Origin of the sequence: Virgibacillus proomii, from assembly GCF_018916875.1 — a bacterium.
Classification (GTDB): Bacteria; Bacillota; Bacilli; order Bacillales; family Amphibacillaceae; genus Virgibacillus; species Virgibacillus proomii_B.
This window is the reverse complement of record NZ_JAHLNO010000005.1, coordinates 1-22370: the sequence shown is the minus strand read 5'-3', so window position 1 is coordinate 22370 and position 22370 is coordinate 1. Positions and strand designations below refer to the sequence as shown.

The 22370-nt window shown below is 35.8% G+C and carries 23 protein-coding genes; 7 read left to right on the top strand and 16 right to left on the bottom strand.

Translation table 11 applies throughout. The features are described 5' to 3' along the window. Positions 1-269 precede the first annotated feature (269 nt). Positions 270-1328, top strand: a complete 1059-nt coding sequence (gene ytvI / locus KQI21_RS03785; protein ID WP_216482711.1) for a sporulation integral membrane protein YtvI — start codon at positions 270-272, stop codon at positions 1326-1328. A gap of 214 nt (positions 1329-1542) precedes the next feature. Here the strand turns inward: ytvI and KQI21_RS03780 are convergent, their stop codons facing one another. The 8 genes from KQI21_RS03780 to KQI21_RS03745 form a co-directional block, all read right to left on the bottom strand. Continuing rightward, a complete protein-coding gene (locus KQI21_RS03780; RefSeq protein WP_216482710.1) occupies positions 1543-1998 on the bottom strand; it encodes a DUF420 domain-containing protein in 456 nt (151 codons plus the stop codon). Between the two features lie 449 nt (positions 1999-2447). After that, positions 2448-3356, bottom strand: a complete 909-nt coding sequence (gene ctaG / locus KQI21_RS03775) for a cytochrome c oxidase assembly factor CtaG (RefSeq protein ID WP_216482709.1) — start codon at positions 3354-3356, stop codon at positions 2448-2450. A gap of 740 nt (positions 3357-4096) precedes the next feature. Beyond that, the gene (gene ctaF, locus KQI21_RS03770) at positions 4097-4411 is read right to left on the bottom strand and encodes a cytochrome c oxidase subunit IVB (RefSeq protein WP_216482708.1); all 315 of its coding nucleotides are present in this window, start codon (positions 4409-4411) and stop codon (positions 4097-4099) included. A 3-nt stretch (positions 4412-4414) separates the two neighbouring features. Next, positions 4415-5038, bottom strand: a complete 624-nt coding sequence (locus tag KQI21_RS03765; RefSeq protein ID WP_216482707.1) for a cytochrome (ubi)quinol oxidase subunit III — start codon at positions 5036-5038, stop codon at positions 4415-4417. Beyond that, complete coding sequence (gene ctaD / locus KQI21_RS03760; protein ID WP_216482706.1) at positions 5039-6892, bottom strand: cytochrome c oxidase subunit I; 1854 nt, start codon at positions 6890-6892, stop codon at positions 5039-5041. It abuts the gene before it with no gap. A gap of 38 nt (positions 6893-6930) precedes the next feature. Beyond that, positions 6931-7983 (bottom strand): cytochrome c oxidase subunit II, encoded by a 1053-nt coding sequence (gene coxB, locus KQI21_RS03755; RefSeq protein WP_216482705.1) that lies wholly within the window; start codon positions 7981-7983, stop codon positions 6931-6933. Between the two features lie 61 nt (positions 7984-8044). After that, positions 8045-8989 (bottom strand): heme o synthase, encoded by a 945-nt coding sequence (gene cyoE / locus KQI21_RS03750; RefSeq protein ID WP_216482704.1) that lies wholly within the window; start codon positions 8987-8989, stop codon positions 8045-8047. Positions 8990-9583: 594 nt separating this feature from the next. Continuing rightward, positions 9584-10138, bottom strand: coding sequence for a hypothetical protein (locus tag KQI21_RS03745; protein WP_216482703.1), 555 nt, complete (start codon positions 10136-10138; stop codon positions 9584-9586). Positions 10139-10504: 366 nt separating this feature from the next. On the opposite strand from KQI21_RS03745, the gene KQI21_RS03740 reads away from it, so the two are divergent. Beyond that, a complete protein-coding gene (locus tag KQI21_RS03740; RefSeq protein WP_216482782.1) occupies positions 10505-11452 on the top strand; it encodes a COX15/CtaA family protein in 948 nt (315 codons plus the stop codon). A gap of 437 nt (positions 11453-11889) precedes the next feature. Here KQI21_RS03740 and pyc read toward each other — a convergent pair whose 3' ends face one another. From pyc to KQI21_RS03725, 3 genes are all read right to left on the bottom strand, one after another. Continuing rightward, complete coding sequence (gene pyc / locus KQI21_RS03735; RefSeq protein ID WP_216482702.1) at positions 11890-15333, bottom strand: pyruvate carboxylase; 3444 nt, start codon at positions 15331-15333, stop codon at positions 11890-11892. Beyond that, a complete protein-coding gene (locus tag KQI21_RS03730) occupies positions 15300-16493 on the bottom strand; it encodes an FtsW/RodA/SpoVE family cell cycle protein (protein ID WP_216482701.1) in 1194 nt (397 codons plus the stop codon). The genes pyc and KQI21_RS03730 overlap by 34 nt, the downstream gene beginning before the upstream one ends. A 229-nt stretch (positions 16494-16722) precedes the next feature. Further along, positions 16723-17004, bottom strand: a complete 282-nt coding sequence (locus KQI21_RS03725) for an Fpa/YlaN family protein (RefSeq protein WP_077320301.1) — start codon at positions 17002-17004, stop codon at positions 16723-16725. A gap of 305 nt (positions 17005-17309) precedes the next feature. Here KQI21_RS03725 and KQI21_RS03720 point away from each other — a divergent pair, with 305 nt between their 5' ends. Beyond that, positions 17310-17795: a hypothetical protein gene (locus KQI21_RS03720; RefSeq protein ID WP_216482700.1), complete on the top strand. Its 486-nt coding sequence runs from the start codon at positions 17310-17312 to the stop codon at positions 17793-17795. A gap of 216 nt (positions 17796-18011) precedes the next feature. Further along, complete coding sequence (locus tag KQI21_RS03715) at positions 18012-18605, top strand: YhcN/YlaJ family sporulation lipoprotein (protein WP_216482699.1); 594 nt, start codon at positions 18012-18014, stop codon at positions 18603-18605. Positions 18606-18669: 64 nt separating this feature from the next. On the opposite strand, the gene KQI21_RS03710 is transcribed toward KQI21_RS03715, so the two are convergent. Further along, positions 18670-18996 (bottom strand): YbyB family protein, encoded by a 327-nt coding sequence (locus KQI21_RS03710; protein WP_253291288.1) that lies wholly within the window; start codon positions 18994-18996, stop codon positions 18670-18672. A gap of 332 nt (positions 18997-19328) precedes the next feature. Here KQI21_RS03710 and KQI21_RS03705 point away from each other — a divergent pair, with 332 nt between their 5' ends. Together KQI21_RS03705 and KQI21_RS03700 are read left to right on the top strand one after the other, a co-directional pair. Further along, positions 19329-19532 carry a YlaI family protein gene (locus KQI21_RS03705; protein ID WP_216482698.1) on the top strand — a complete coding sequence of 68 codons (204 nt, stop codon included), beginning with the start codon at positions 19329-19331 and terminating at the stop codon, positions 19530-19532. A 151-nt stretch (positions 19533-19683) separates the two neighbouring features. Continuing rightward, positions 19684-19848, top strand: coding sequence for a hypothetical protein (locus KQI21_RS03700; protein WP_216482697.1), 165 nt, complete (start codon positions 19684-19686; stop codon positions 19846-19848). 82 nt (positions 19849-19930) lie between these two features. Here the strand turns inward: KQI21_RS03700 and KQI21_RS03695 are convergent, their stop codons facing one another. Next, positions 19931-20230: a YlaH-like family protein gene (locus KQI21_RS03695; protein WP_216482696.1), complete on the bottom strand. Its 300-nt coding sequence runs from the start codon at positions 20228-20230 to the stop codon at positions 19931-19933. Between the two features lie 186 nt (positions 20231-20416). Here KQI21_RS03695 and KQI21_RS03690 point away from each other — a divergent pair, with 186 nt between their 5' ends. Next, on the top strand, positions 20417-20587 hold the full coding sequence (locus KQI21_RS03690; protein ID WP_216482695.1) for a DUF5325 family protein: 171 nt from the start codon (positions 20417-20419) through the stop codon (positions 20585-20587). Positions 20588-20594: 7 nt separating this feature from the next. Here the strand turns inward: KQI21_RS03690 and KQI21_RS03685 are convergent, their stop codons facing one another. The 3 genes from KQI21_RS03685 to KQI21_RS03675 all read right to left on the bottom strand — a co-directional run. Further along, on the bottom strand, positions 20595-21404 hold the full coding sequence (locus KQI21_RS03685; protein WP_216482694.1) for an inositol monophosphatase family protein: 810 nt from the start codon (positions 21402-21404) through the stop codon (positions 20595-20597). A 251-nt stretch (positions 21405-21655) separates the two neighbouring features. Further along, positions 21656-22105 (bottom strand): transposase, encoded by a 450-nt coding sequence (locus KQI21_RS03680; protein ID WP_216482693.1) that lies wholly within the window; start codon positions 22103-22105, stop codon positions 21656-21658. A 67-nt stretch (positions 22106-22172) separates the two neighbouring features. Then, positions 22173-22370, bottom strand: a 198-nt coding sequence (locus KQI21_RS03675) for a hypothetical protein (protein WP_373687623.1), incomplete at its 5' end; no start/stop codon positions are given.

Below are 22370 nucleotides of genomic sequence, written 5' to 3'. Positions count from 1 at the left end.
TTCGTATTTTCTATAATTCTTCAAGCGAGTATCTTACGTCGCCTTAGATACAGGATAAATACTTCTTTAAGCTACTCTTTTCAACACTTTATTTCAAACTTTCTCTTCCATACCAATCTTTTAATCTGTTTCATTTACTGCTTGACAGAGATAATAATAATTTCTTTTACTATCCAAATTAATTCTTCTGTTCAAACGCGTTGATTAATGCTATATTTTTTATAAATAAATGTTTTTGTTTGTATGATGAAAGGAGCTATTTTATTACGTTGTTTCGCAATCTAACCAAACGCCATTTAACATTAATTCTATTAGTTATATTACTAATTCTATCTTTTATTTTCATTTTACCGATTTCTATTCCATTAATCGTTGCCTTTATTACTGCTCTTTTTCTAAACCCAGTTGTACGGCTCGTCCAAAAACGGTTAAAAGTTAATCGTAAAATATCTGTAACTATCGTTTTCCTATTATTTTTAATTATTTTTGGTGTTTTAGGTACGTTTACTATTACAAGAGTCGTGACACAAGTTGTTAATTTTGTTGAAGATGTACCCGCACACTTCAATAAATTGAATCGGATCTATGAAAATTGGGAAGCACAACTTCAACAATACACCGATGATTTACCAGATGAATTTGTTAAACAGGTTTCTTCTAGTATTGAAACAAACCTTAATGCATTAAGTACGAAAGCAAAAGAAACTATCACCTTTGAAAGGATTGCACAGCTTTTTGCTTCAATCCCTCAATATTTAATTAGTTTCATCGTATACTTAATCGCCTTATTTTTATTTATGTTAGAATTGCCAATACTAAAAGCAAAAATGTATCAGATGATGACAAAAGAAACAGCCGAAAAGGTCTCATTTATGAATAATCGACTAGCTAGTGTCTTTCTAGGATTTTTTAAAGCACAGTTTCTTGTTAGTCTTATTATTTTAGCAGTAACGCTAATTGGATTGTTCATCATTGTACCAGAAGTAGCGCTTATTATGTCTTTAATTATTTGGATCATTGATTTGATTCCTATAATTGGTTCGATCGTCATCCTTGGACCATGGTCTTTATTTATGCTGTTGGCTGGGGATACTACTTTGGCTATACAACTGGCTGTATTAGCTGTTATATTGCTTGCTATTCGTAGAACAGTCGAACCGAAAGTCATGGGGCAGCATATAGGACTTTCTCCATTAGCAACCTTGATATCTATGTTTATCGGCCTGAAATTGCTTGGTTTATTAGGATTTATTTTAGGACCACTTATCATTATCGCATTTACTTCAGCAAAAGAAGCAGGGATAATAAAATGGAAGATTAAAATATAAAAGTATGTGAACGGTAATCTATACGAGGTTTGTCTTTCTCTAAAAACTTAAATTTATCTCTGATGGGCTTTGCTTTACCGCTAACATCTTATGTTCATAACAAATAAAGAACAACAGCTGGAAGGAAACTGTTTTAGATTAATAGCACTTGAATGCACCCGAGTTAAGTCTTGTCAAACATAAAAAAGGTTGGAACAAAACGTTCCAACCTTTTTTACGTGCCCAAAATTGCCTTAATTAAACTTGTTGTTTCGCCGCCATCATACAAAATATATAATAATAAATAGACCGCTATCCCTGTTACAGCAGTAAAGAACCAAATAATGCTAGTTACAGGCCCAACTTTTCTATGTACACTGATTTTTCGTTTGAAAGCTAACGTCAAGGTTACAATACCAAAAATAGCGCCTACTGTAGCAAGCATAATATGGAAGATTAGAAAAATTGTATAATAGATTTCCAGGTGATCTGGACCTCCAAAACTAGTATTTCCAATAAAGATGGTTCGAGATGCGTAAATGATAAAAAACAGCAATGCACTAATTGCAGCAGCTATCATTGTTTTTTTATGTTTTTTTGGTTGACCTTTTACTATAAAACGCCAACCAATTGCTACTAAGATAGCACTTAATATAATAAACGCAGTACTTATGGTTGGTAAAACAGGCATCTGACTACTCCTTTCTCTCTATATCCTATATATGAAGCCAAACAACAACTTACTCACAAATGGACCTCTTGATGCCATATAATTAAAACATAAAGCCAAACTTCATTCAGTAGGCTTTTCCTTTATCTCCTACTGAATAAACTGTAGAAACAAAGGTATAATCACGATTGTAGCGCTGTCGAAGCCTTCCTTGTCCTTGAAAAATCGCGATGTTTATTCAAGAAGCTTTCCCTGTCTATGAAAAATCGTGGTGTATTGCTTCGGGCAGTAGGTGTCGTCATCTCCCATTTAGACTTCCTTGTATTCTCTATGGCTCTTAAAGCAGGATTCTTACAGCAACTTAGACGTGGGATAAACCTTTCTATTATGATGTCTTAACCTTACTTCTAAACGTTAAAAGAAAAGGAAACGTTCCTGCACCGCAATTAGACATAGACAGGAATTATAAATCACTGTGTGTGTTGAAGTTCTGCTGGTACTGGATCGATCTTCTTTACGCTTTCATCACTAAACCATTTAAAGAATACTCTCCCCAAAATGATACCGTACGTAATTTCCTGCATAACCTTCATAATGATTCCACCTAATTGCTGATCTTCCAAGATACTCATTGGTGAAAACATTTCCGGACCACTGATTTGTACAGCAAGCCCATCAAGTACATCTCCAGGTACACACAATGCAAGTGCTTGTAACCAGGCTCCATCCTGAGTATACGTTGCAAATAATGGCTTATCAGCAAATATAATAAGCGCACAAGCCGGTGTAAGCAATACACCATTAGCAAAAATATAAAAGATTTTAACTAATGGACGCATTCTATCTAGTTCTTTAATTGGTGCAAGAACTGGCATCCAAACCATAAAAGCAGCAAATAGGATAATTAAAGAAATAGAAGTATGCGCTAACTGTGATGATTTAGCAAAATTAAACACTGCAGGAATATGGTAAAATGAAAATAACCCATTAAATAGTAACAAAGAAATTATCGGCTTCGTTAACAACTTAACAACTGGTTTAATAATCGGAGCATATAAAACCTTTCTCCAAATCCATTCCGGAATTCCTTTTATAACAAGAATTGGGAAGACCAAGAAAAATATTGCCATTTGTATCATATGTGCGGTCAACATGATATGCGATAATAAATCTGTTGGCCCGCCCTTTACAGCATACAGCAGTACTATGGCGGAATAGAACATAATTTGCTGTTTAACTGTCGGTCTCTCTCCTCCGCTAAATTTATGGCGAAATGGCCCGGTTATAAGAAAATATGCCACAGCTAAACTTATAACAAACACCATAAAGTAGGGACTCCACAGTGCACGAAAACCAAATATCTCTAACTCTAGCCACATAATTATTCACCCCTAAAAAGGATTGTCTTTTTATTATAACTTATTTGAAAACACAAAAACATTTCTAATTTGACAATTTAACAACAGATTGAATGAACAAAAAGCCAAAAGCACTCGGTTAGTGGACGTACAAACTGGAGAGCTTCTGACAAGATAAAGTGAAACTTCATTTCTTGGAATGCTTTTCCCAAGAAATGTTAGTACCGCAAGGGTATGACCTAAAGGCCCTTGAACCAATCGGGCATTCAGGTGCCGTTTTTTTTAAGCTTCTCCGTATTCTCTAAGTTATAGTTTTACGGCACCTTACATGCGGAATAAAGAAAACATGCCTCTAAAACAGGGGTATGCCGACGCCTGAGCGGCAAGCCCACTTTTAGTCGGCTTTCCTTTAGATTCTAGCCGATGTTGACTTATCGTAGGAAGAAGTTCGAAGCTTGCTACAACTTGAGCGCTTAAGCCAGACTTAAGCTACTTTTTAAAAAGTCATCCACAATCGTAGAATTTTATAATTTCCTATGCAAAGACCAAAAGCTAGATGCGCTTGGTTAGCAACGTACAAACGATAGACCATTGATGAGTTAAAGAAACGTCAACGGAAAGTACCAATTTATCCTATCGTAGGAAAGATCGAAATTTGCTAGTAGCATGAGCGCTTAAACTAGACGAGACACTTCTCGCATAAAGAAACGGATGCTCTAGACAGTAAAACAAAAAGATCGGGATGTTCTCCCCCGACCTTTCTACCACCAAACAATTGCTACAAGAGCAGCTATGGTTAATATTGCTGCCCATACACCGCCATAAATCATTAAAGAAGGAAACTCATGTCCTTTGTCCTTCATATGCATAAAGTAGTAAAATTGAAATCCAACTTGAACAACAGCCATAATAAGCAGCAATGGAACTGCGAACATTTTTTGCATCGAACCAGTTGCTACAATCGCGAAAGCTACTATCGTAAAGCCAATCATTAATACAAATGTGATCAGTTGTCTTTTCATTTCCTCTTTATTTCTCTGCTTTTGAAATGAGTTAAAATTCGTATTGTCTGTCATCATTTAACCCACCTTTCCCATCAAGTAGACAACGGTAAAGATAAATACCCATACAACGTCAATAAAGTGCCAATACAAGCTAAATGTATTGAATTTTGGTGCGTTATATAAGTTTAGTCCTCGCTTTGCATTCCGAACCAGCAGAGCAATAAGCCAGCTTAGTCCGAATACTACGTGTCCTCCATGAAACCCTACAAGAGTATAGAAGGCAGAGCCAAATGCCGATGATCTAAACGTAAATCCAAAGTCAGTAATATAATGATAAAATTCATAGATTTCACAGCCTAAAAATCCAATACCTAAAAATGCAGTAACAGCAAGCCATAATTGCATCTTTTTAAAATCATTGTTTTTCATATGATACATGGCATAAACACTAGTTAATGAACTGGTTAGTAGCAGCATTGTCATAATAAAAACAAGCTCTAATCCAAAAATTTCATCACCAGTTGGACCATTTGCTGTCGAGTTACGCAGAGCTAAAAACGTACCAAAAAAGCTAGCAAATAGTACTGTCTCTCCACCGAGAAAGAACCATAGACCAAAGAATTTATTTTTCCCTTCCAGCGTTGCCTTCTCTGGTTCTTGCGGCATTGTTTCTGGATTTAAGGAATGATCGTGACTCATTTAGTCCGCCTCCTTTTCAAGTTCTTCCTTGCTAATATAATAGCCGTGGTCGTCTTTTAATGATCGGATTAACATGGAGCCTAATGCGATTCCCATACCAATAAATACCGCCAATAGCCATGTTCTATTATCCGGTTGATAAATAAACCCAACACCGGCAATCGTAAATCCAACAGACATAATAAACGGCAGAATGGAACCATTTGGCATATGGACATCTCCAAGCGGCTCAGCAGGCTTTAATTTTCCATTTCCTTCCCGTTTTTCGATCCACAATGAATCCAGACCACGAACAAGAGGCAATTGTTTAAAATTATAATATGGTGGTGGTGAAGATACAGCCCATTCCAGCGTACGACCATCAAACGGATCAGCAGAAGCTTTTTCACCTTTAGCAGCTGTGTAAATAATATTAATTAAAAACAGAATTCCACCTACTCCCATTAATAGGGCTCCTAGTGAACTAATTAAGTTCCCTAAATCCAGATCTTGATCTTTTAGAAATACCCAATATCGACGCGGCATACCCATTAACCCTAAAAAGTGCTGAATGAAAAACGTTAAGTGGAAGCCGAAAAAGAATAGCCAAAATGTAATTTTACCTAATGTTTCATTTAAAACTCTACCAAACATCTTCGGCCACCAGTAATGAAGACCAGCCAAAATACCAAACACTGTTCCACCTACAATAACATAGTGGAAATGAGCGACAACAAAATATGAATCATGATATTGATAGTCGGCAACGGAAGATGCAAGCATTACCCCCGTCATCCCACCGATAGTAAAAGAAGGAATAAATCCAAGCGCATATAGCATGGCGGTGCTTACGGTAATATTTCCGCCCCACATTGTCGCCAACCAGTTAAAGATTTTAATTCCTGTTGGAACTGCAATAGCCATTGTTGCTACTGCAAAAATCGAGTTGGCTACTGGCCCAAGCCCCACCGTAAACATATGGTGTGCCCATACCATAAATCCTAAAAATGCGATCAGCATCGTTGCAAAGACCATTGCGGTATAACCAAATAGACGTTTTTTAGAAAAGGTTGCAAACACTTCACTAAATATTCCAAATACCGGCAAAATTAAAATATATACCTCCGGATGTCCAAATATCCAGAATAAATGCTGCCAAATAATGGAGTTTCCACCTAATGTAACATCAAAGAAAGCTGAATCAAACATTCGATCAAACATTAATAGAAACAAGCCAACTGTTAAGGCTGGAAAGGCAAACAAAATAAGTGTACTTGTTACAAATGTTGTCCACGTAAACAGCGGCATACGCATATACGTCATACCCGGTGCTCTCATCGTAACAATAGTCGCCAAGAAATTAATCCCACCCATTAGGGTGCCAGCACCGGATATTTGCAAGCCCAGCACATAATAGTCAAGTCCATGTCCAGGTGATTCAGTTGCTAACGGGGTATACGCAGTCCAGCCTGAATCAGGCGCATCTCCCATTATCCAACTAAGGTTTAACAATAGTCCTCCAAGCATAAACAACCAAAATCCAAGTGCATTCAGAAATGGAAACGCAACATCTCTTGCACCAATTTGCAATGGCATAATGGCGTTCATTAAAGCTAATAACAACGGCATAGCTGCAAGGAAAATCATTGTAGTTCCATGCATAGTAATCATTTCATTATATAAACCTGCACTTAAAAAGTCATTCTCAGGCTTTATCAATTGAATACGAATTAATAACGCTTCCAGTCCCCCAAGGATAAAGAAAAAGCCCCCACCAAATAAATATAAATGCGCTATTTTCTTATGGTCAACAGTAGTTAAATAATCCCAGAGGACTGCACCAAAACCTCTTTTTTGAGCAGTAGCAGTACTCAAATCATAAACCTCCCTTTTAAGTCTTCCATCCTTTGTTTTTACTCCCCTGCACTCTCTGGTGTTATATCAGAAGGCTTCAATTGCAGCAAATATTCTGCTATGCTATCCGATTCTTCTTCAGACAGTTTAGGGTAATTGCCCGTCATTTTGTTACCAGGTTTAATTGACTCCGGATCCTGTAGCCATTTAACCAGATTTTCCTTGGTCGGTTCGAGGAATCCAGCAATTCTTGACCGGTCACCAAAGTTTGTTAAGTTTGGCCCCACTGCTGCCGGTGATGATCCAATTGCATGACAAGCCATACAGTTATTTTCCTCAAACGCTGCTTTTCCATCTTGAGCAACTGCATCTTGCGGCTCTGCTTTCGGATCTACGCTTTGCATATCTTTAACCCATTGTTCATATTCTTCCGGACTAACTGCTATCACCTTAAAGTCCATTAAAGAATGGGAAGGACCACAAAGCTCAGCACATTTACCCCAATAAACCCCTTCTTCATACGCTTCAATATACATCGTGTTTTCATTTTCGGGATTTACGTCCATTTTACCTGAGATACTTGGTACCCAAAAAGAATGAATCACATCAGTTGATTTCATATTCAAGAATACTTTTTCTCCAGTAGGGATATATAAGTCTTGACTTGTTTGAATTTCTTCATTTGGATAGCTGAAATGCCACCAATATTGGTTTCCAGTAACATCAATATTAATACCATCTTTTTTACCTGATTCATCAGCTAAATCAAAAGTTGCTGCAACGGTCGGTACTGCTAAAATTAGCACTAAGATAATTGGTATTATTGTCCAAACTGTTTCAAGCTTTTTACTCCCTTCTACTTGTTTGGGGATGTAGTCCTCCTGCCCCTTCTTTTTACGAAAGCGAATAATCGCAATCAAATAAACGACAAATACAACTACAAAGACAAATGTCATAATTGCTGTCGATAGAATAATTAAATCCATGGAAGTCTCTGCACCATACCCCTTTGGTACAAGAGCTGTTAAATTTTCCTTACCACAACCAGCTAAAACAACTGCAAGGAAACTTAACAGGGATAACGTTTTAATTTTTCCCATCCAACCTTTCATTACCTATACCTCTCTTTCTTTTCTTGATGCTCCTTATATTTTAAATTCATTAAGGACAATATTAACTAAATGGAGAACTCCAAGTTACTATAACCATCATCAAAAAGAAGATCGTTAAATAGTTTAAAGAATAAACGAACATGATATTAGCCCATTTAATATCGTTTTTAGCATAAAATCCACTGATACCGATTACTAGCCAAACGATATTTAATACGGTAGCTACAATTAAAAATATCGTTCCTAAGGAAGCTAAATAAAACGGCAGTGGTAGTAAACAAGCAATGTAAATAACAATTTGCCGTTTTGTAATTGCAAAGCCGTGTACTGCAGGTAACATCGGTATACCTGCTGCCTTATATTCTTTGCATTTTCGCATAGCTAGTGCTAAAAAGTGTGGTGTTTGCCAAATAAACATAATTAAAAACAAAACAAATGGAACAATGTGAAAATTCGGATCTATTGCCGCCCAACCAATTAAAGGTGGAACTGCTCCCGATAAACTCCCAATTGCTGTATTTAACGTAGTTTTTCGTTTTGACCACATCGTATAAAGAACAACATATACAAACCAACCTAGAAATGCAAATAATGTTGCCTGTATAGTTGTAAATAGCAAGAAACCAAACCCAAACGCTGAGGTAAGCATGCCTAAAATGAGTACGGTCTGCAATGAAATTGTACCGGTTACCGTTGGCCGAGTTTTAGTCCTGGTCATAATAATATCAATATCGACATCAAACCAATTGTTAATCATACATCCACCAGCAATGACAAGTGCACTTCCAAGCATGGTTATAATGAATGTCCCAATGTGATCCATGAATGAAAGTCCACTAAAATATATTGCGAGCCAAAAACCGGTAAACACAGTAATCAAATTAGAATTAATAATACCTATCTTAATTAATGATTTAATATCCGCCAATACTGAATTTGAGCGCTGTTCCCCGGATACTGTAGCATTTCCAACAACGTGTGCGGCTGTTGTTTCAGCTTTTTCCATTCCATATCCCCCCTTTAAGCGCCAAAAATAAAAAGCATGATGTATGGTTCTTAATTAATTACATAGATAGCTAGATAGCAAACATCATTGTATCATGGAATAGTTTTACATTCTAATAACTGCTTACAAAATAAAGCTTCAGTTCTATTTTACTTCATATCCCGTAACTTTTTGTGACTTTTTTGTGAACCATTTGTTACGAATGCGAATAATTATAATTAAAAGCCTAAATACGTACCACCTATTTATCTTCTAAACAGAACTTATCATACTCCCCTCTACACTATTTCTAGCAAACAAACGAAAACATTGCAAGCGTTTTTTCTTTTTAATAGTGAAAATAAAAATAGAACATGTTACGATAGATACTGGTTTCCAAAAGAAGTAAGATCAAGAAAAACAGCAATTGTAACTTGAGTAAATTCCTATTTTCAGGCGGACCTTCTATAATATAACTTAATACCTAAAGTGAAAGCAACCATTTGTTTGTATTACATATCTGTGGCTCCTTAAAATCATTTCTAATTAATTGCTTTTTTTAGGTCATTAATATTATCATTAATTTACTAACCTTTAAGTAATGTTCTGAATAATTTAATGAAATAAAATTGAAAACGTTCTACATCTAGTTATAATTGCGTAGTCTAACAAGTTAAAAAAGAACTGAGAAATTGAAGGCAACCTTGTTTGTTGAATGGGTGTATTAAAATACGTGCTATTAAAACAAGTTAATGAGGAAGTTCGTTGTGTCCTTGAAAAAGAAGAACGCTTTTTCTGCGTGCGATGTATTGCTGCCGTAGCAACTCTGTCCTTGAAAAAGAAGAACGCTTTTTCTGCGTGCGATGTATTGCTGTCGTAGCAACTCTGTCCTTGAAAAAGAAGAACGCTTTTTCTGCGTGCGATGTATTGCTGTCGTAGCAACTCTGTCCTTGAAAAGAAAAACACTTTTCTGCGTGCGATGTATTGCTGCCGTAGTAACTCTGTCCTTGAAAAAGGAAAGCACTTTTTCTTCGTGCGATGTTTATTCAAGAAGCTTTCCTTCTCCTTGAAAAGAAAAGCACTTTTCTGCGTGCGAAGTATCGCTGTCGTAGCAACTCTGTCCTGTCGACCCAAACGAATCGGGGATTTAGAACCCGTTTTTCTCATCATGTTCGCAATATCATTAGCATGTTTTTGAAATGATTAAAATTACGGATCCTTACATCCGGGATAAAGAAGACGTGACGACTTGATAAGCCAATGTTGCTCATTATAGGAAGAAGATCGAAGTTTGCTGTAACTTGAGCGCATAACTAGACAACAAAGCTACTATTAATGATATTTAATATGTAGAAAACCAATATAGTTTTCTAGATAATAAAAAACCGTTGTTAAGTGCGGTGAAAAATTAATTATCTATTATATGTCGTAATGAGAGTTTTAACTACTATTAGTTATAGGCATTTCGTTTCCAACAGTTTTAAAAATGGTTGAGAAAATCTAATACGAAAAATAGATTAAAAGTGGGGGCTATAAATAATGAGAATCTTAAAATGGTTATCTGTAGTTGCAACACTTGGAATGGTCTTTGTGTTACTGGGAGGTGCTTTAGTAACGAAAACAGATTCTGGAGATGGTTGTGGAGACAGCTGGCCATTATGTGAAGATGAACTAATCCCATCCGAAATAACACCCGAGTTAATTATTGAATTAAGTCATCGATTAGTAAGTGGGGTTGTTGGCATTGCTGTAGTTGGTCTAGTAATTTTAGCTTGGAAAAAAATCGGACATGTTCGCGAAGTAAAGTTTCTGTCTCTCTTTTCTTTGTTTTTCTTAATTTTCCAGGCATTGTTAGGTGCAGCAGCAGTAAAGTGGGGGCAATCGGATGCTGTATTGGCAGCACATTTTGGAATTTCTTTAATTTCATTTGCAGGTATCTTTTTATTAACATTGCTTATATTTGAAGTGGATAAAAAATTTGATGCCACTTCACTTCACATTAAAAAACCGCATCGATTGGAAATATACGCAATTACCATATATACGATACTTGTCGTCTATACTGGTGCATTAGTCCGACATACGAATGCAAATTTAGTCTGTGGAAGTTGGCCATTTTGTAACAATAATGCACCGTTAGCGTTTTCATCCTATTCCGTTCCGCAATGGATACAAATGGGACATCGACTTGCAGCAGGAATTTTATTTCTTTGGACAGTAATTCTGGCTATTAGAATGATACGTCATTACCGAAATAACCGTATCATGTCATGGGGTTGGGGGATCTCTTTAGCATTAATCACATTGCAAGTAGCTTTTGGTGCATTGGTAATCATCACTAGATTGCATCTAGGAACTGCACTTTTACACGCATTATTTATCTCACTTTATTTTGCAATGCTGACGTATTTTATATTATTAGCAAGTAGAAGCAGAAAATATGCAGAACAAATAGATACCAAAGAAAACGTGCAATCCCTTTAAGCGAAACAGATGTTACATCTACTCCAAAAAATATAGGTCTTTTCCTAATTAATATGAAAAGAAAAGACCTATATTTATCAAAACAAATAATAATCACGTTCGCGTAATAGTAAAAGTGATCCATAAACATTCTTAGAAAAACTTGGCTTGTCGCCAAATCTTTATGGCGAAAGCTTTAGCTTTTCTTATACTATAAACCATAAAGTTTTATACTTTCCTATAGTATAAATAAAATGCTGATCTTCTGAGATACCTTTTAATATCTCTAACGTTATTATGAAAATATATCACAAAGTATTCCCGCTCCACTACTTTAAACTATTGAAGCAAGAGACTTACAGTTTCCTGTATAGATAGAAAACCCTTACAAGCAAACATCTTTGTACCTGTAAGGGATTAAGGATTGAACCGAGCTTTTTATCGTATATTCTATTTATCTATTCAAATACAATCAGTAAGTCATCTACTGCTATACTATCTCCTTCTTTAACATTCACTTGCTTGATGACACCAGTAAATGGAGATTGAACCGTAGTTTCCATTTTCATTGCTTCATTGATAAGTAAATGATCTCCTTTGTTTACTTTATCTCCTTGATTACAAAGCACTTTGAGCACCGTTCCAGGCATTGTCGCACCTATATGCTTTGCGTTGCTTTTGTCTGCTTTAGCACGCATTTCTACTTCTGATTGGATACTTTGATCTTTTACAACAATTTCTCTTGTCTGACCATTTAGCTCAAAATAAACAACGCGGGTCCCGTCTTCGCGTGGTTCGGAAATAGATACAAGCTTAACAATTAATGTTTTTCCTTGTTCTATTTCTACTTCAATTACTTCTCCACGTGACATACCATAAAAGAAGGTTGGTGTATCTAAAACTGATACATCTCCATATCTACTATGGAATTTATGATACTCCATAAACACTTTTGGATATAGTGCATGTGAGATGAGATCAAAACTGGTCACTTGACGATCCAACGTTTTGAATAGCGTTTCTTTCAATTGGTTAAAGTCAATTGGATCTAATAGTTCCCCTGGGCGAACCTTTATTAGTTCTTTTCCTTTTAAAATAATCCGTTGTAATTCTTGCGGGAAGCCTTGATAAGGTTGTCCAATATAACCTTGTGCAAATTCAATAACCGAATCGGGAAAATCAATCGTTTCCCCACGCTCGTAAATATCGTCTTCTTTTAGATTATTTTGTACCATAAATAACGCCATATCACCAATTACTTTAGATGACGGAGTTACTTTTACAATGTCGCCAAACATATCATTAACCCGTCGATACATTGTTTTCACTTCATTCCAGCGATCCTCAAGACCTACTGCCTTCGCCTGCTGCATTAAATTACTATATTGCCCTCCAGGCATTTCATGCATATAAATCTCCGTATGCGGCGCTTTCATACCACTTTCAAAATCACGGTAATATTCACGTATTCCTTCCCAATAATACGATAACTTTTCATATGCATCTACATTTATATTCGGCTGACGCTCATGATCTTCTAATGCATGGTATAATGTTTGTGCACTTGGTTGTGAGGTCAAGCCAGCCATTGGACTTGCTGCTACATCAACTGCATCAACACCCGCATCTATCGCCCGAGCGTATAAATAAATTCCGTTTCCGCTTGTATCATGTGTGTGTAAATGAATCGGTAAGTCAACCGTTTCTTTTAAAGTTGTGATTAATTGGTATGCAGCTTCAGGTTTTAATAAACCTGCCATGTCTTTAATGCCTAAAATATGTGCACCGGATTCTTCAAGTTCTTTAGCTAAATTTTTATAATAAGATACATCATATTTAGCGCGCCCCGTATCTAAAATATTTCCCGTATAACACATTGCTGCCTCAGCAATTTTACCATTGTTACGAACGGATTCTATAGCAAGCTTCATACCTTCTACCCAGTTTAAACTATCAAATATTCGAAAGACGTCGATACCAGCTGTTGCACTCTTCTCAACAAATTCTTTAATTAAATTATCTGGATAGTTTTTATAACCTACTGCATTACTTGCACGCAACAGCATTTGCAGCAATACATTCGGCATTCTTTCACGCAGCATTAATAATCGGTCCCATGGATCTTCTTTTAAAAAGCGATAAGCAACATCAAAGGTTGCTCCTCCCCACATCTCTACAGAAAACAAATTTGGCAGCATTCTGGCGGTAGGTTCAGCAATTCGACATAAATCTTTTGTTCTAATTCTAGTTGCTAATAATGATTGATGAGCATCACGAAAGGTTGTATCCGTTAATAATACTTCTTTTTGCTCTTTCATCCAAGTAGTTAACCCTTCAGGACCACGCTCATCCAAAATTTGCTTTGTTCCTAATGGAATTGGCTTCGATTTATCGATCCGTGGGATTTGCAATTTAGTGAACACAGGTTTTTCTTTATTACCGTCTTTATCAACACCATTAACCGTAGTATTCGCAATATACGTGAGCATTTTAGTCCCTCGGTCCTTACGCTTCGGAAATACGAATAGTTCAGGGGTGTTATCGACAAAAGTAGTATCATAAACACCTGCTAAAAAATGTTGATGCCTAATTACATTTTCTAAAAAAGGAATATTCGTTTTGATTCCACGTATGCGAAATTCTTTTAAGTTTCTGACCATTTTTTGTGATGCTTGTTCAAAAGTTACTGCCCAAGTCGATACTTTTACTAACAATGAATCATAGTGCGGGGAAATGACGGATCCCTGGAAAGCATTACCGGCATCTAAGCGAACACCGAAGCCACCACTAGAACGATATGCCATAATTCTTCCAGTATCAGGCATAAAATTGTTCAAAGGATCCTCTGTTGTAATACGGCATTGTATTGCATAACCATTTGTAACAATTTTTTCCTGTACTGGAATATCAACTGATGAATCATGTAGATTTCTACCTTGTGCCACCTTTATTTGTGTCTGAACGATATCAATACCTGTGATCATTTCTGTGATCGTATGTTCAACTTGAATACGTGGGTTTACTTCAATAAAAAAGAATTGATCTTCAGTTACTAAAAATTCAACTGTTCCCGCATTCACATATTTAACATTGCGCATTAATTTAACTGCAGCTTCACAAATATCTGCACGTAATTTTTCTGTTAGAGATGTACTAGGTGCCACTTCCACTAGCTTTTGATGTCTTCGCTGTACGGAGCAATCCCTTTCATATAAGTGAACGATATTACCATGAACATCACCAATAATTTGCACTTCTATATGCTTTGGATGTTCAATCAGCTTTTCTAAGTATATTTCGTCATTACCAAAGGCAGCTCTAGCTTCTGACTTAGCTCGATCATATGCCTCAGCAAGTCCTTCTTTACTACGGACAATCCGCATACCACGTCCTCCGCCACCTAAAGAAGCTTTAATAATAATTGGAAAACCATGAGAATTAGCAAATTGCTCGACTTCCTCTAATGAATGAACTGGTCCATCACTCCCAGGTATAATTGGCAGCCCTGCTTTTATAGCTTGTTCACGAGCCTTTACTTTATCCCCAAACATGTCCAAGTGCTTGCTTGTCGGACCAATAAAAATAATTCCTTCTTCTTCACAACGTTTAGCAAACTGAATGTTTTCAGATAAAAATCCGTAGCCAGGATGAATAGCATCTACCCCAACGCGTTTTGCTAACGTAATAATTCCTTCAATATCCAGGTAAGCATCGATTGGCTTTTTGCCTTCACCAATTAAATAGGATTCATCTGCTTTATAACGATGATAAGCACTTAAATCTTCTTTTGAATAAATAGCAACCGTGCGAATATTCAATTCGGTACATGCTCGAAATACACGAATTGCAATTTCCCCCCGATTGGCAACTAAAATTTTGTTGATTTGTTTGAGTTGTGCCATGTTTTTCCTCCTTGATAAGTTTTTAATACTCTTGTATTATTATACTGCTTTTCTGTTGTGGGTTCCATTTCTCTTTTATTAATTTGCATAGCTATATTATTTAAAATCCCCATTGATATCATTAATACCAAAAGAGATGAACCACCATAACTTACAAACGGAAGAGGTACTCCTGTAATAGGTAGTACGCCACTAATTGCACCTAAATTAATAAATGCTTGGATCCCTACCATGCACGAAATGTCAATCGCTAACAATGCTCCGAAACTGTCCTTTGCTTTTCTAGATATAAAAATTCCTCGCAGGACAATAATTGCAAGCATACCAATAACAATTAACACACCAATAAAACCAAGCTCCTCTGCGACAATTGCCATGATAAAATCCGTATGTGCCTCCGTTAAATAGCCTAATTTTTGAACGCTTTGACCAAGACCCTCTCCAGCAAGTCCACCATTACCTATAGCAACATACGACTGGATCAACTGATACCCATCAGAGTCAGGAGTTTCAAAGGGTTGGTATGCCCCCGTAAAACGAGCAATACGCACATCTGTAATCATATATGGCAATGCAATCAATACAAACACGATACCAATAAACATTAATAAAACTAAATGCTTCAAGCGAATACCAGAACTAAAAATGACGGAACAAGCAATCAAAAACACGATGGAAGCTGTCCCAATATCTGGTTGCATAATGATAAGTGCTAATATAAAACCAGTAATAATAAGTGGCGGTAAAACTGCTCTATTAAACTCATTAATATATTCCTGTTTTTTCGAATATACAGATGCTAAATACATAATTAACGCTAATTTAGCAAACTCTGCAGGCTGAATTCCCAGAACCCAAGATTGAGCATTGTTAACAGTTGAACCAAATATCAATACTGTTATTAGTAATAATATCGCACCTAAGATAATTAGTTTAATCAATTTTTGATAGTATCTATAAGGAAAAACAGAGCAAACAATAAAGCCTACTAAACCCATTCCAAATCGAACAGCCTGCTGTGTTAAGTAATATGTTGGCGGCAACCCTTGAACAACAGCAAACACCATACTCGCACTATAAATCATTACTAGACCAAATGCAGATAAAAGGATCGGTGTTATAATCAGCGTATAATCGTAGTACTTTAATTTATCTAACATATTCCTTCTCCCTACTATTATGTAATACAGAAGTAATTGTTTCTTCATCCAAACGCCAAATCAACTAACTAGTAAAAAAGTTTACTGCTTTATTATGATCCATAGCTAGTTAAATGCGAATATCTATCCGCACAGATTACTTCCTTAAACAAAAAAACCTTGCCAATAGCACATGTAGGCAAAGTTTTTGCTTCCTTTATCGTCTCGCAAAAACCGAACGTAAGTAGGATTATACGGAATTTTGCGCTGCTTCATGCAGTATATTCAACTTCCTCTCTAAATCCTCTAAGAGTGCTTTACCTTCATTTTCGCTGATTAAATTCAAACGAACAGCAAAATCAATTTCTCTGGAAAGTCCAAACATCTGTGTATCCAGTACTTCTTCATATAATGGGCATTGTGGCATTGTTAAGTTATCTATTTGAACTTCAATTAGTCGCAAAATTTTTTCAGCATCAGCCTTAAGAAGGGCAAGGGCTTTTTCACGATGATCTACTTTCACCTCTGGCATCAATACAATCCCCTCCGTTTTCAAAGACTTCTTTCTATATTATATTATCGTTAGTCCCAATAAAATGCAAATAAAAAAATACGTTTAATTTGTAATTCATCTGCAAAGGCTTCAATACGTATCCAATAATAATTATACCGACTATAATAAAGTTAGAACTCACTTTCTTTTTACCGACATTGCCTACCTAACCTGTCTCTTACACTATTAGCAAAAAGTAGATAGGGAAAAATAACTCGCCTGAAGTGAAAAAATATACCATGTCTGCTATTCTAAATGAGGAAAACTACTATGAGGTGATAAAAATGATCATACCAATCAAAGGAAAAGTTACATACCCAATAACACTAGACCCATCTGTTTGGATTTTTGACGACAGAAAAATTGAATTAGAACATGCTTTTACAAATAAGGCGATATCTGAAGAAAAGAAAGATGACATAGAGAAGGCTTCCAAAAGATGGGATAGCGTAGTGACGGATAAAGCAAAGCCACCTGTAAATCGAAGCATTAAGCGGTTTGAAAGGGAAAAAATTTTAAAAAGTTCTTATGTGATGCCACTTGACGATTTTCTTAATCATGCACAAATAAAAGAAGACGCAACTGAGGCTATTTTAATTCGTAACGGTGAAAACGCAGCCATTCCATTAGCTGACTTATATAAAAGTTATTTTTTATTTTCTAAGGATGGAAAACCATTAAAGGACGAGGGACCTGTACACCTTTACTATAAAGATGGTTCAAATAAAGACAATCCAATAACGAATATTACTGGAATTACGATTCAATAAGGATAAATCATATAAAAGTCCAAAATCTTCTAGAACAATTATTGGTCGCTGACAGTTCGTTTTGACCTCACTCCCGTCTATGTACGATTGTATGGTGGAAGGTACGTCAATAAGAGGAATATTAGTAAACATATATCATTTTCTTTTATATTTTGTATAATATCACAACTTTTATCCAAAATAATTGTATCGATTATTTTGGATGGAGGAATTACGATGAAATTATCCCAAATGGTAATCATCCTGTCTTGCGTGCTTTTATTTGCTGGGTGTAATCAACAACAAGAAGAATCAATTGGAGATACAGACAACGATAAGAAATTCACTCAGGTAAAAAGTTCAAAACCAAATGAAAAGGAGAAACTAACGAATACAGAAATCGCTAATCATTTGGCTAAAATTGCTAGTGACGTTCCTAATGTTAATGATGCTGTATCCGTAGTTGCCGGTCCATACGCGGTGGTAGGTATTGATGTGGACAAGGATCTGGACCGTTCCCGAGTAGGTACGATTAAATACAGTGTATCAGAAGCATTATATAATGACCCTTACGGAAAAACTGCTGTTGTTGTCGCTGATGCTGATGGGAATGAAAGAATACGAAACATGGCTAATAAAATTCAGCAAGGACATCCTGTATATGGGGTAGTTGATGAATTGGCTGCAATTGTTGGCCGTTATATGCCGGAGTTTCCAATTAATAAAAATCGACCAATTGAGCCTGATCAAAATAAAGAAGTCATTCCTGAAAAAGAGAAAGAGCAGTTAGAAGATGTAGAAGAAGAACAATCCAATCATTATAAAAAGTAATGAAGAAAGTTTCCGTCAATTGACGGAAACTTTCTTCATTAATAATCGATAAGAAAATAACAGTTTATTGGTGCTGTTTTTCTGCTTTGTTATTTTCTTTCTTTTCCGTATAGTATTGAACACCAAATTGCGAACCTTCGGATACCATTTTGGCATTTTCCAATTGTGCTAAATCTTGGCTAGGAGATTGATCTGGTACTCCAGCATTTTCAAAGGTTGATCGAATAGAGTTTTGATATTTTTTGTATCTCTGCTTTAATTTTTTTCGAGTATCCTTATTACTTAAAAAATATCCAGCTACGGTTGCACCGATAACTCCAGCTGCACCAGCTGAATACAAATATTTCTTTTTCATCGAATCGTCCTTTCTTTTACGCTCTTTATAGTCCATTTACCCATCCCAATACTTCATCAAACATCTTTATTATGTTATACTAAATGAAACTTTGTTCCGATCTAGTTTTACATCTTTAAATACAAAGAAATTAAATAAACGAACAGTCCATATCTTCCCTAGAAAAACAGACCGTTTTTTCTTCAATATAATACAATTCAAAGAACCTTATCATTTTCAACCTGTCACGTTGAATTAAAAATAATCTTAGCTACTGTAATACCTAAGATTAAGTTGAATGATGAAGTGAAAAATTTCGACTATGCTTGATTAAATTAATGAAGCTACATTGGTACTATACCTTATCTTTTGATTTTCGAGGTGAAATTATGCAAGTAAAATGTACAATTTGTGATCAAATAGAGAGTATTGAAGATCATTGCTTCGAGGCTAAACGTTTACGTAATCGACGTATTCATATGTACTTATGCAATGATTGCTACGATAGAATCGAAGAAAAGACATTGCAGCGCCACGCAACAGGAAAATTCCGCTTGTATGAAGAAAAAAAAGCAGCAAATGACTTTATTTAAAGTTAAAACCAGAGGATATGGTTTCCCTCCTCTGGTTTTAAAACTTAAGTAAATAAAACACTATATTAATCATTAAAGAGAATTGTCAAAAAAGTCTGGTAAAAACCCCTACATATTATAGATACATATTTCTTTCGTCTCTGTTATCTTAATGACATTGCGAGAGAAACAGCATCTAAATGCCCGATTCGTATTAGCTCAACAGGACAAGGAAAGCTTCGGCAGCAATACACCGCACACAGAAAAAGCGTTCTTCTTTTTCAAGGACAGAGAAGCTTCGAAAACTAACTTCACGATTTTTTCAAGAACGTTGTAACGTTAGCCGACATCAAGTCTCTTATCCTCTTTTTGAACACACACAGGTAAAACCATGCATACTTCGTTACATGTTATGTAAACTATCTTGTTTTACGCTCTCGATGAAGTCTAAACCGATAAATCGCTAAAACAACAGAAATAACAATTAAACTTTCTGTAATCGGCAGTTGCATAATGCTAAATATAGTTAGTAAGTATACTCCAATTAAAAGCATTATGTATACAATAATCGTTTTTAATGCTGGCAGTTTTCGCGCAAACCCAAGCTTAAAGGAAATAATACTAAAAATTAAATTGATGATATATAATTTCAAAAAAATGTTTTTGGTTCCATACTGTTCTAAAAGAAAATCAAAAACAAAACTGAAACTTCCATCCATAGCCATCCCCCATAACTATTCATCCAATTATTTATATATTGATGATCCTTGTACCATCATACTAAATATTTATCTGCTTCGCCAGTTATTATTATACAACTTCCCTAGGTATAGAGGTTATCCCCTTTGAACTCACCAACTCTTTCGGATATACTAGATTTTGAGAAAAAGAGGTGGAATGGGAAAATGAAAAAAATAAATTGGCCAATGTTATTATTGGCTTTTCTCGTAATATCTATGTTTATTGGCGTTGGTATTGCAATCGCCTATCGTAATATTTGGCTCGTAATTCTATTTTTGGTACTGGGTTGCGTTTTTATGGGTACAGGAATTAGCTTTAAAAAGAAAAGAAAGTGACAATTAGTCACTTTCTTGCTTTCTTTACGTAGTCGTTTAATATTGTTTGCTGGATACTTCGATTTCCTGTGATTACAGATGATTTATGGAGCATATTTATCGTATCTCCATCAACAGTAGTAGTCACCCCACCAACTTCATTAACAATAACGATACCAGCTGCATAATCCCAAGGAGAAAGACTTAGTGTTAAATAGGTATCAATAATTCCTTCGGCTACATATGCAAATTCTAATGCTGCTGATCCGTAAGTGCGTGCTCCTCTTACATCTTTTACAAGTTTTTGCATTACTTTTTCATCCACTAGTCGATTTTCACATAGCCAAAAATGGTTTAAACTTAACATTGTTTCATTAAAAGGAATATTTTGTCTTAACTTTGGTAGCTTATCATTATTTTTATAAACGCCTTCTCCCTTTTTAGCACTATAGAGAATATCTTCCATCACATTATATATAAAACCTATTTCTCCAACCCCATCATAATATATTCCAATAGAAATAGCGAAATTTCTTTTTTGATGAACAAAATTCATCGTTCCATCGATCGGATCAATAATCCACACCGTTCCATTCATTGATTTTAAATTGTCACCATAGCCCTCTTCACTTAAAATGAAATGATGCGGAAAGGTATCTTTAATTTTTTTGGTAAAAAACTCTTCAGTAGCTTTATCCATGGTCGTCACTAAATCATTCGGATTTGATTTTGTATCGATAACTAATGGAGCGTGAATTTGATCTCTTATCTCTTTACCGGCTTCGTATATCCACTCTTTTGCTTGATTAAAAACCTCATCACGTTGTTCTTTATTCATTTGAGTTCTCCTCCATTCGAAAGCTCTTAGTATAATACTACCAAAACTTAAAGACTTCGTCATGAAAGGCACTCTTAATTTAAAGAATACTTGCTGATACGTAAAACGCGACGACGAACCACTTCTATGATAGAAATATAATGTACTCTACTTTAATTAAAGCCGGCTGCTCCGTGCTTCAATTGTTATGGATCATTCCTCTAAAAATAAACGTTTTACATTCTCATTCATACATGGGAAACGTTATGTCTCTAGGCTACATTCTGTAATCGAAAATGCGGAATGTCGCGTAACATCTTTTCTGCACTAAATGCTACTTGCTTCGTACCTACCGCAAACAAAATTCGAATCAACTTACAACATAGTGCTATCAAGGATTGCTTTTTCTTTAACGGATTTTCTTTTCTTGTTGTAAAATATTCATGTAATGCTTTAAATGCAGGGTTATGATGGACTAAAGGCAAAATAACTTTAAACAATAGGGCTCTTAATTTAGGACGCCCCCTCTTGGTAATAACTGTTTTGCCTTTCCATTTTCCTGACGTAGCCAGTTTTAAATTTAATCCAGCTAATTTAATAATTTGTTCTGGGTGATCATAGTTGTTTAAGTCCCCTACTTCTGCTAGAAATGAGGCAACTGTGCTGTCACCTACGCCTTTGATATCTTTTATTTCCTTTACACCAGGAATCGTGCTAGTCATTTCCTCTACCCTTTCCCACACGTCACTGATTTTTTCGTGAAGAAGAGTATATTGGTCCATTAAGGTTTTAATTTTTAACCTGGCCAGGTTTTTGCCTTCCTTCATGCCAATAGAATGGCGTGCAGCTTCTTTTAGCTGGCGGATCTTTTTTCAATCCAACTCCCCTTTTTACTCTTTTACGTATTTCAGCCAAAATGGTCATTTCATCTGTTCCAGCTATTTCATCTGGAAACAAGCCCATCTTTAAGACTTGTAACGAAGCGTC

What these genes read in the sequence shown, in the direction of transcription:
- KQI21_RS03780 (WP_216482710.1), bottom strand. Translation starts at nt 1,998, where the DNA reads ATGCCTGTTTTACCAACCATAAGTACTGCGTTTATTATATTAAGTGCT.
- ctaG (WP_216482709.1), bottom strand. Translation starts at nt 3,356, where the DNA reads ATGTGGCTAGAGTTAGAGATATTTGGTTTTCGTGCACTGTGGAGTCCC.
- ctaF (WP_216482708.1), bottom strand. Translation starts at nt 4,411, where the DNA reads ATGACAGACAATACGAATTTTAACTCATTTCAAAAGCAGAGAAATAAA.
- KQI21_RS03765 (WP_216482707.1), bottom strand. Translation starts at nt 5,038, where the DNA reads ATGAGTCACGATCATTCCTTAAATCCAGAAACAATGCCGCAAGAACCA.
- coxB (WP_216482705.1), bottom strand. Translation starts at nt 7,983, where the DNA reads ATGAAAGGTTGGATGGGAAAAATTAAAACGTTATCCCTGTTAAGTTTC.
- cyoE (WP_216482704.1), bottom strand. Translation starts at nt 8,989, where the DNA reads ATGGAAAAAGCTGAAACAACAGCCGCACACGTTGTTGGAAATGCTACA.
- KQI21_RS03745 (WP_216482703.1), bottom strand. Translation starts at nt 10,138, where the DNA reads ATGATGAGAAAAACGGGTTCTAAATCCCCGATTCGTTTGGGTCGACAG.
- pyc (WP_216482702.1), bottom strand. Translation starts at nt 15,333, where the DNA reads ATGGCACAACTCAAACAAATCAACAAAATTTTAGTTGCCAATCGGGGG.
- KQI21_RS03730 (WP_216482701.1), bottom strand. Translation starts at nt 16,493, where the DNA reads ATGTTAGATAAATTAAAGTACTACGATTATACGCTGATTATAACACCG.
- KQI21_RS03725 (WP_077320301.1), bottom strand. Translation starts at nt 17,004, where the DNA reads ATGCCAGAGGTGAAAGTAGATCATCGTGAAAAAGCCCTTGCCCTTCTT.
- KQI21_RS03720 (WP_216482700.1), top strand. Translation starts at nt 17,310, where the DNA reads ATGATCATACCAATCAAAGGAAAAGTTACATACCCAATAACACTAGAC.
- KQI21_RS03715 (WP_216482699.1), top strand. Translation starts at nt 18,012, where the DNA reads ATGAAATTATCCCAAATGGTAATCATCCTGTCTTGCGTGCTTTTATTT.
- KQI21_RS03710 (WP_253291288.1), bottom strand. Translation starts at nt 18,996, where the DNA reads ATGGACTATAAAGAGCGTAAAAGAAAGGACGATTCGATGAAAAAGAAA.
- KQI21_RS03705 (WP_216482698.1), top strand. Translation starts at nt 19,329, where the DNA reads ATGCAAGTAAAATGTACAATTTGTGATCAAATAGAGAGTATTGAAGAT.
- KQI21_RS03700 (WP_216482697.1), top strand. Translation starts at nt 19,684, where the DNA reads ATGACATTGCGAGAGAAACAGCATCTAAATGCCCGATTCGTATTAGCT.
- KQI21_RS03695 (WP_216482696.1), bottom strand. Translation starts at nt 20,230, where the DNA reads ATGGATGGAAGTTTCAGTTTTGTTTTTGATTTTCTTTTAGAACAGTAT.
- KQI21_RS03690 (WP_216482695.1), top strand. Translation starts at nt 20,417, where the DNA reads ATGAAAAAAATAAATTGGCCAATGTTATTATTGGCTTTTCTCGTAATA.
- KQI21_RS03685 (WP_216482694.1), bottom strand. Translation starts at nt 21,404, where the DNA reads ATGAATAAAGAACAACGTGATGAGGTTTTTAATCAAGCAAAAGAGTGG.
- KQI21_RS03680 (WP_216482693.1), bottom strand. Translation starts at nt 22,105, where the DNA reads ATGACTAGCACGATTCCTGGTGTAAAGGAAATAAAAGATATCAAAGGC.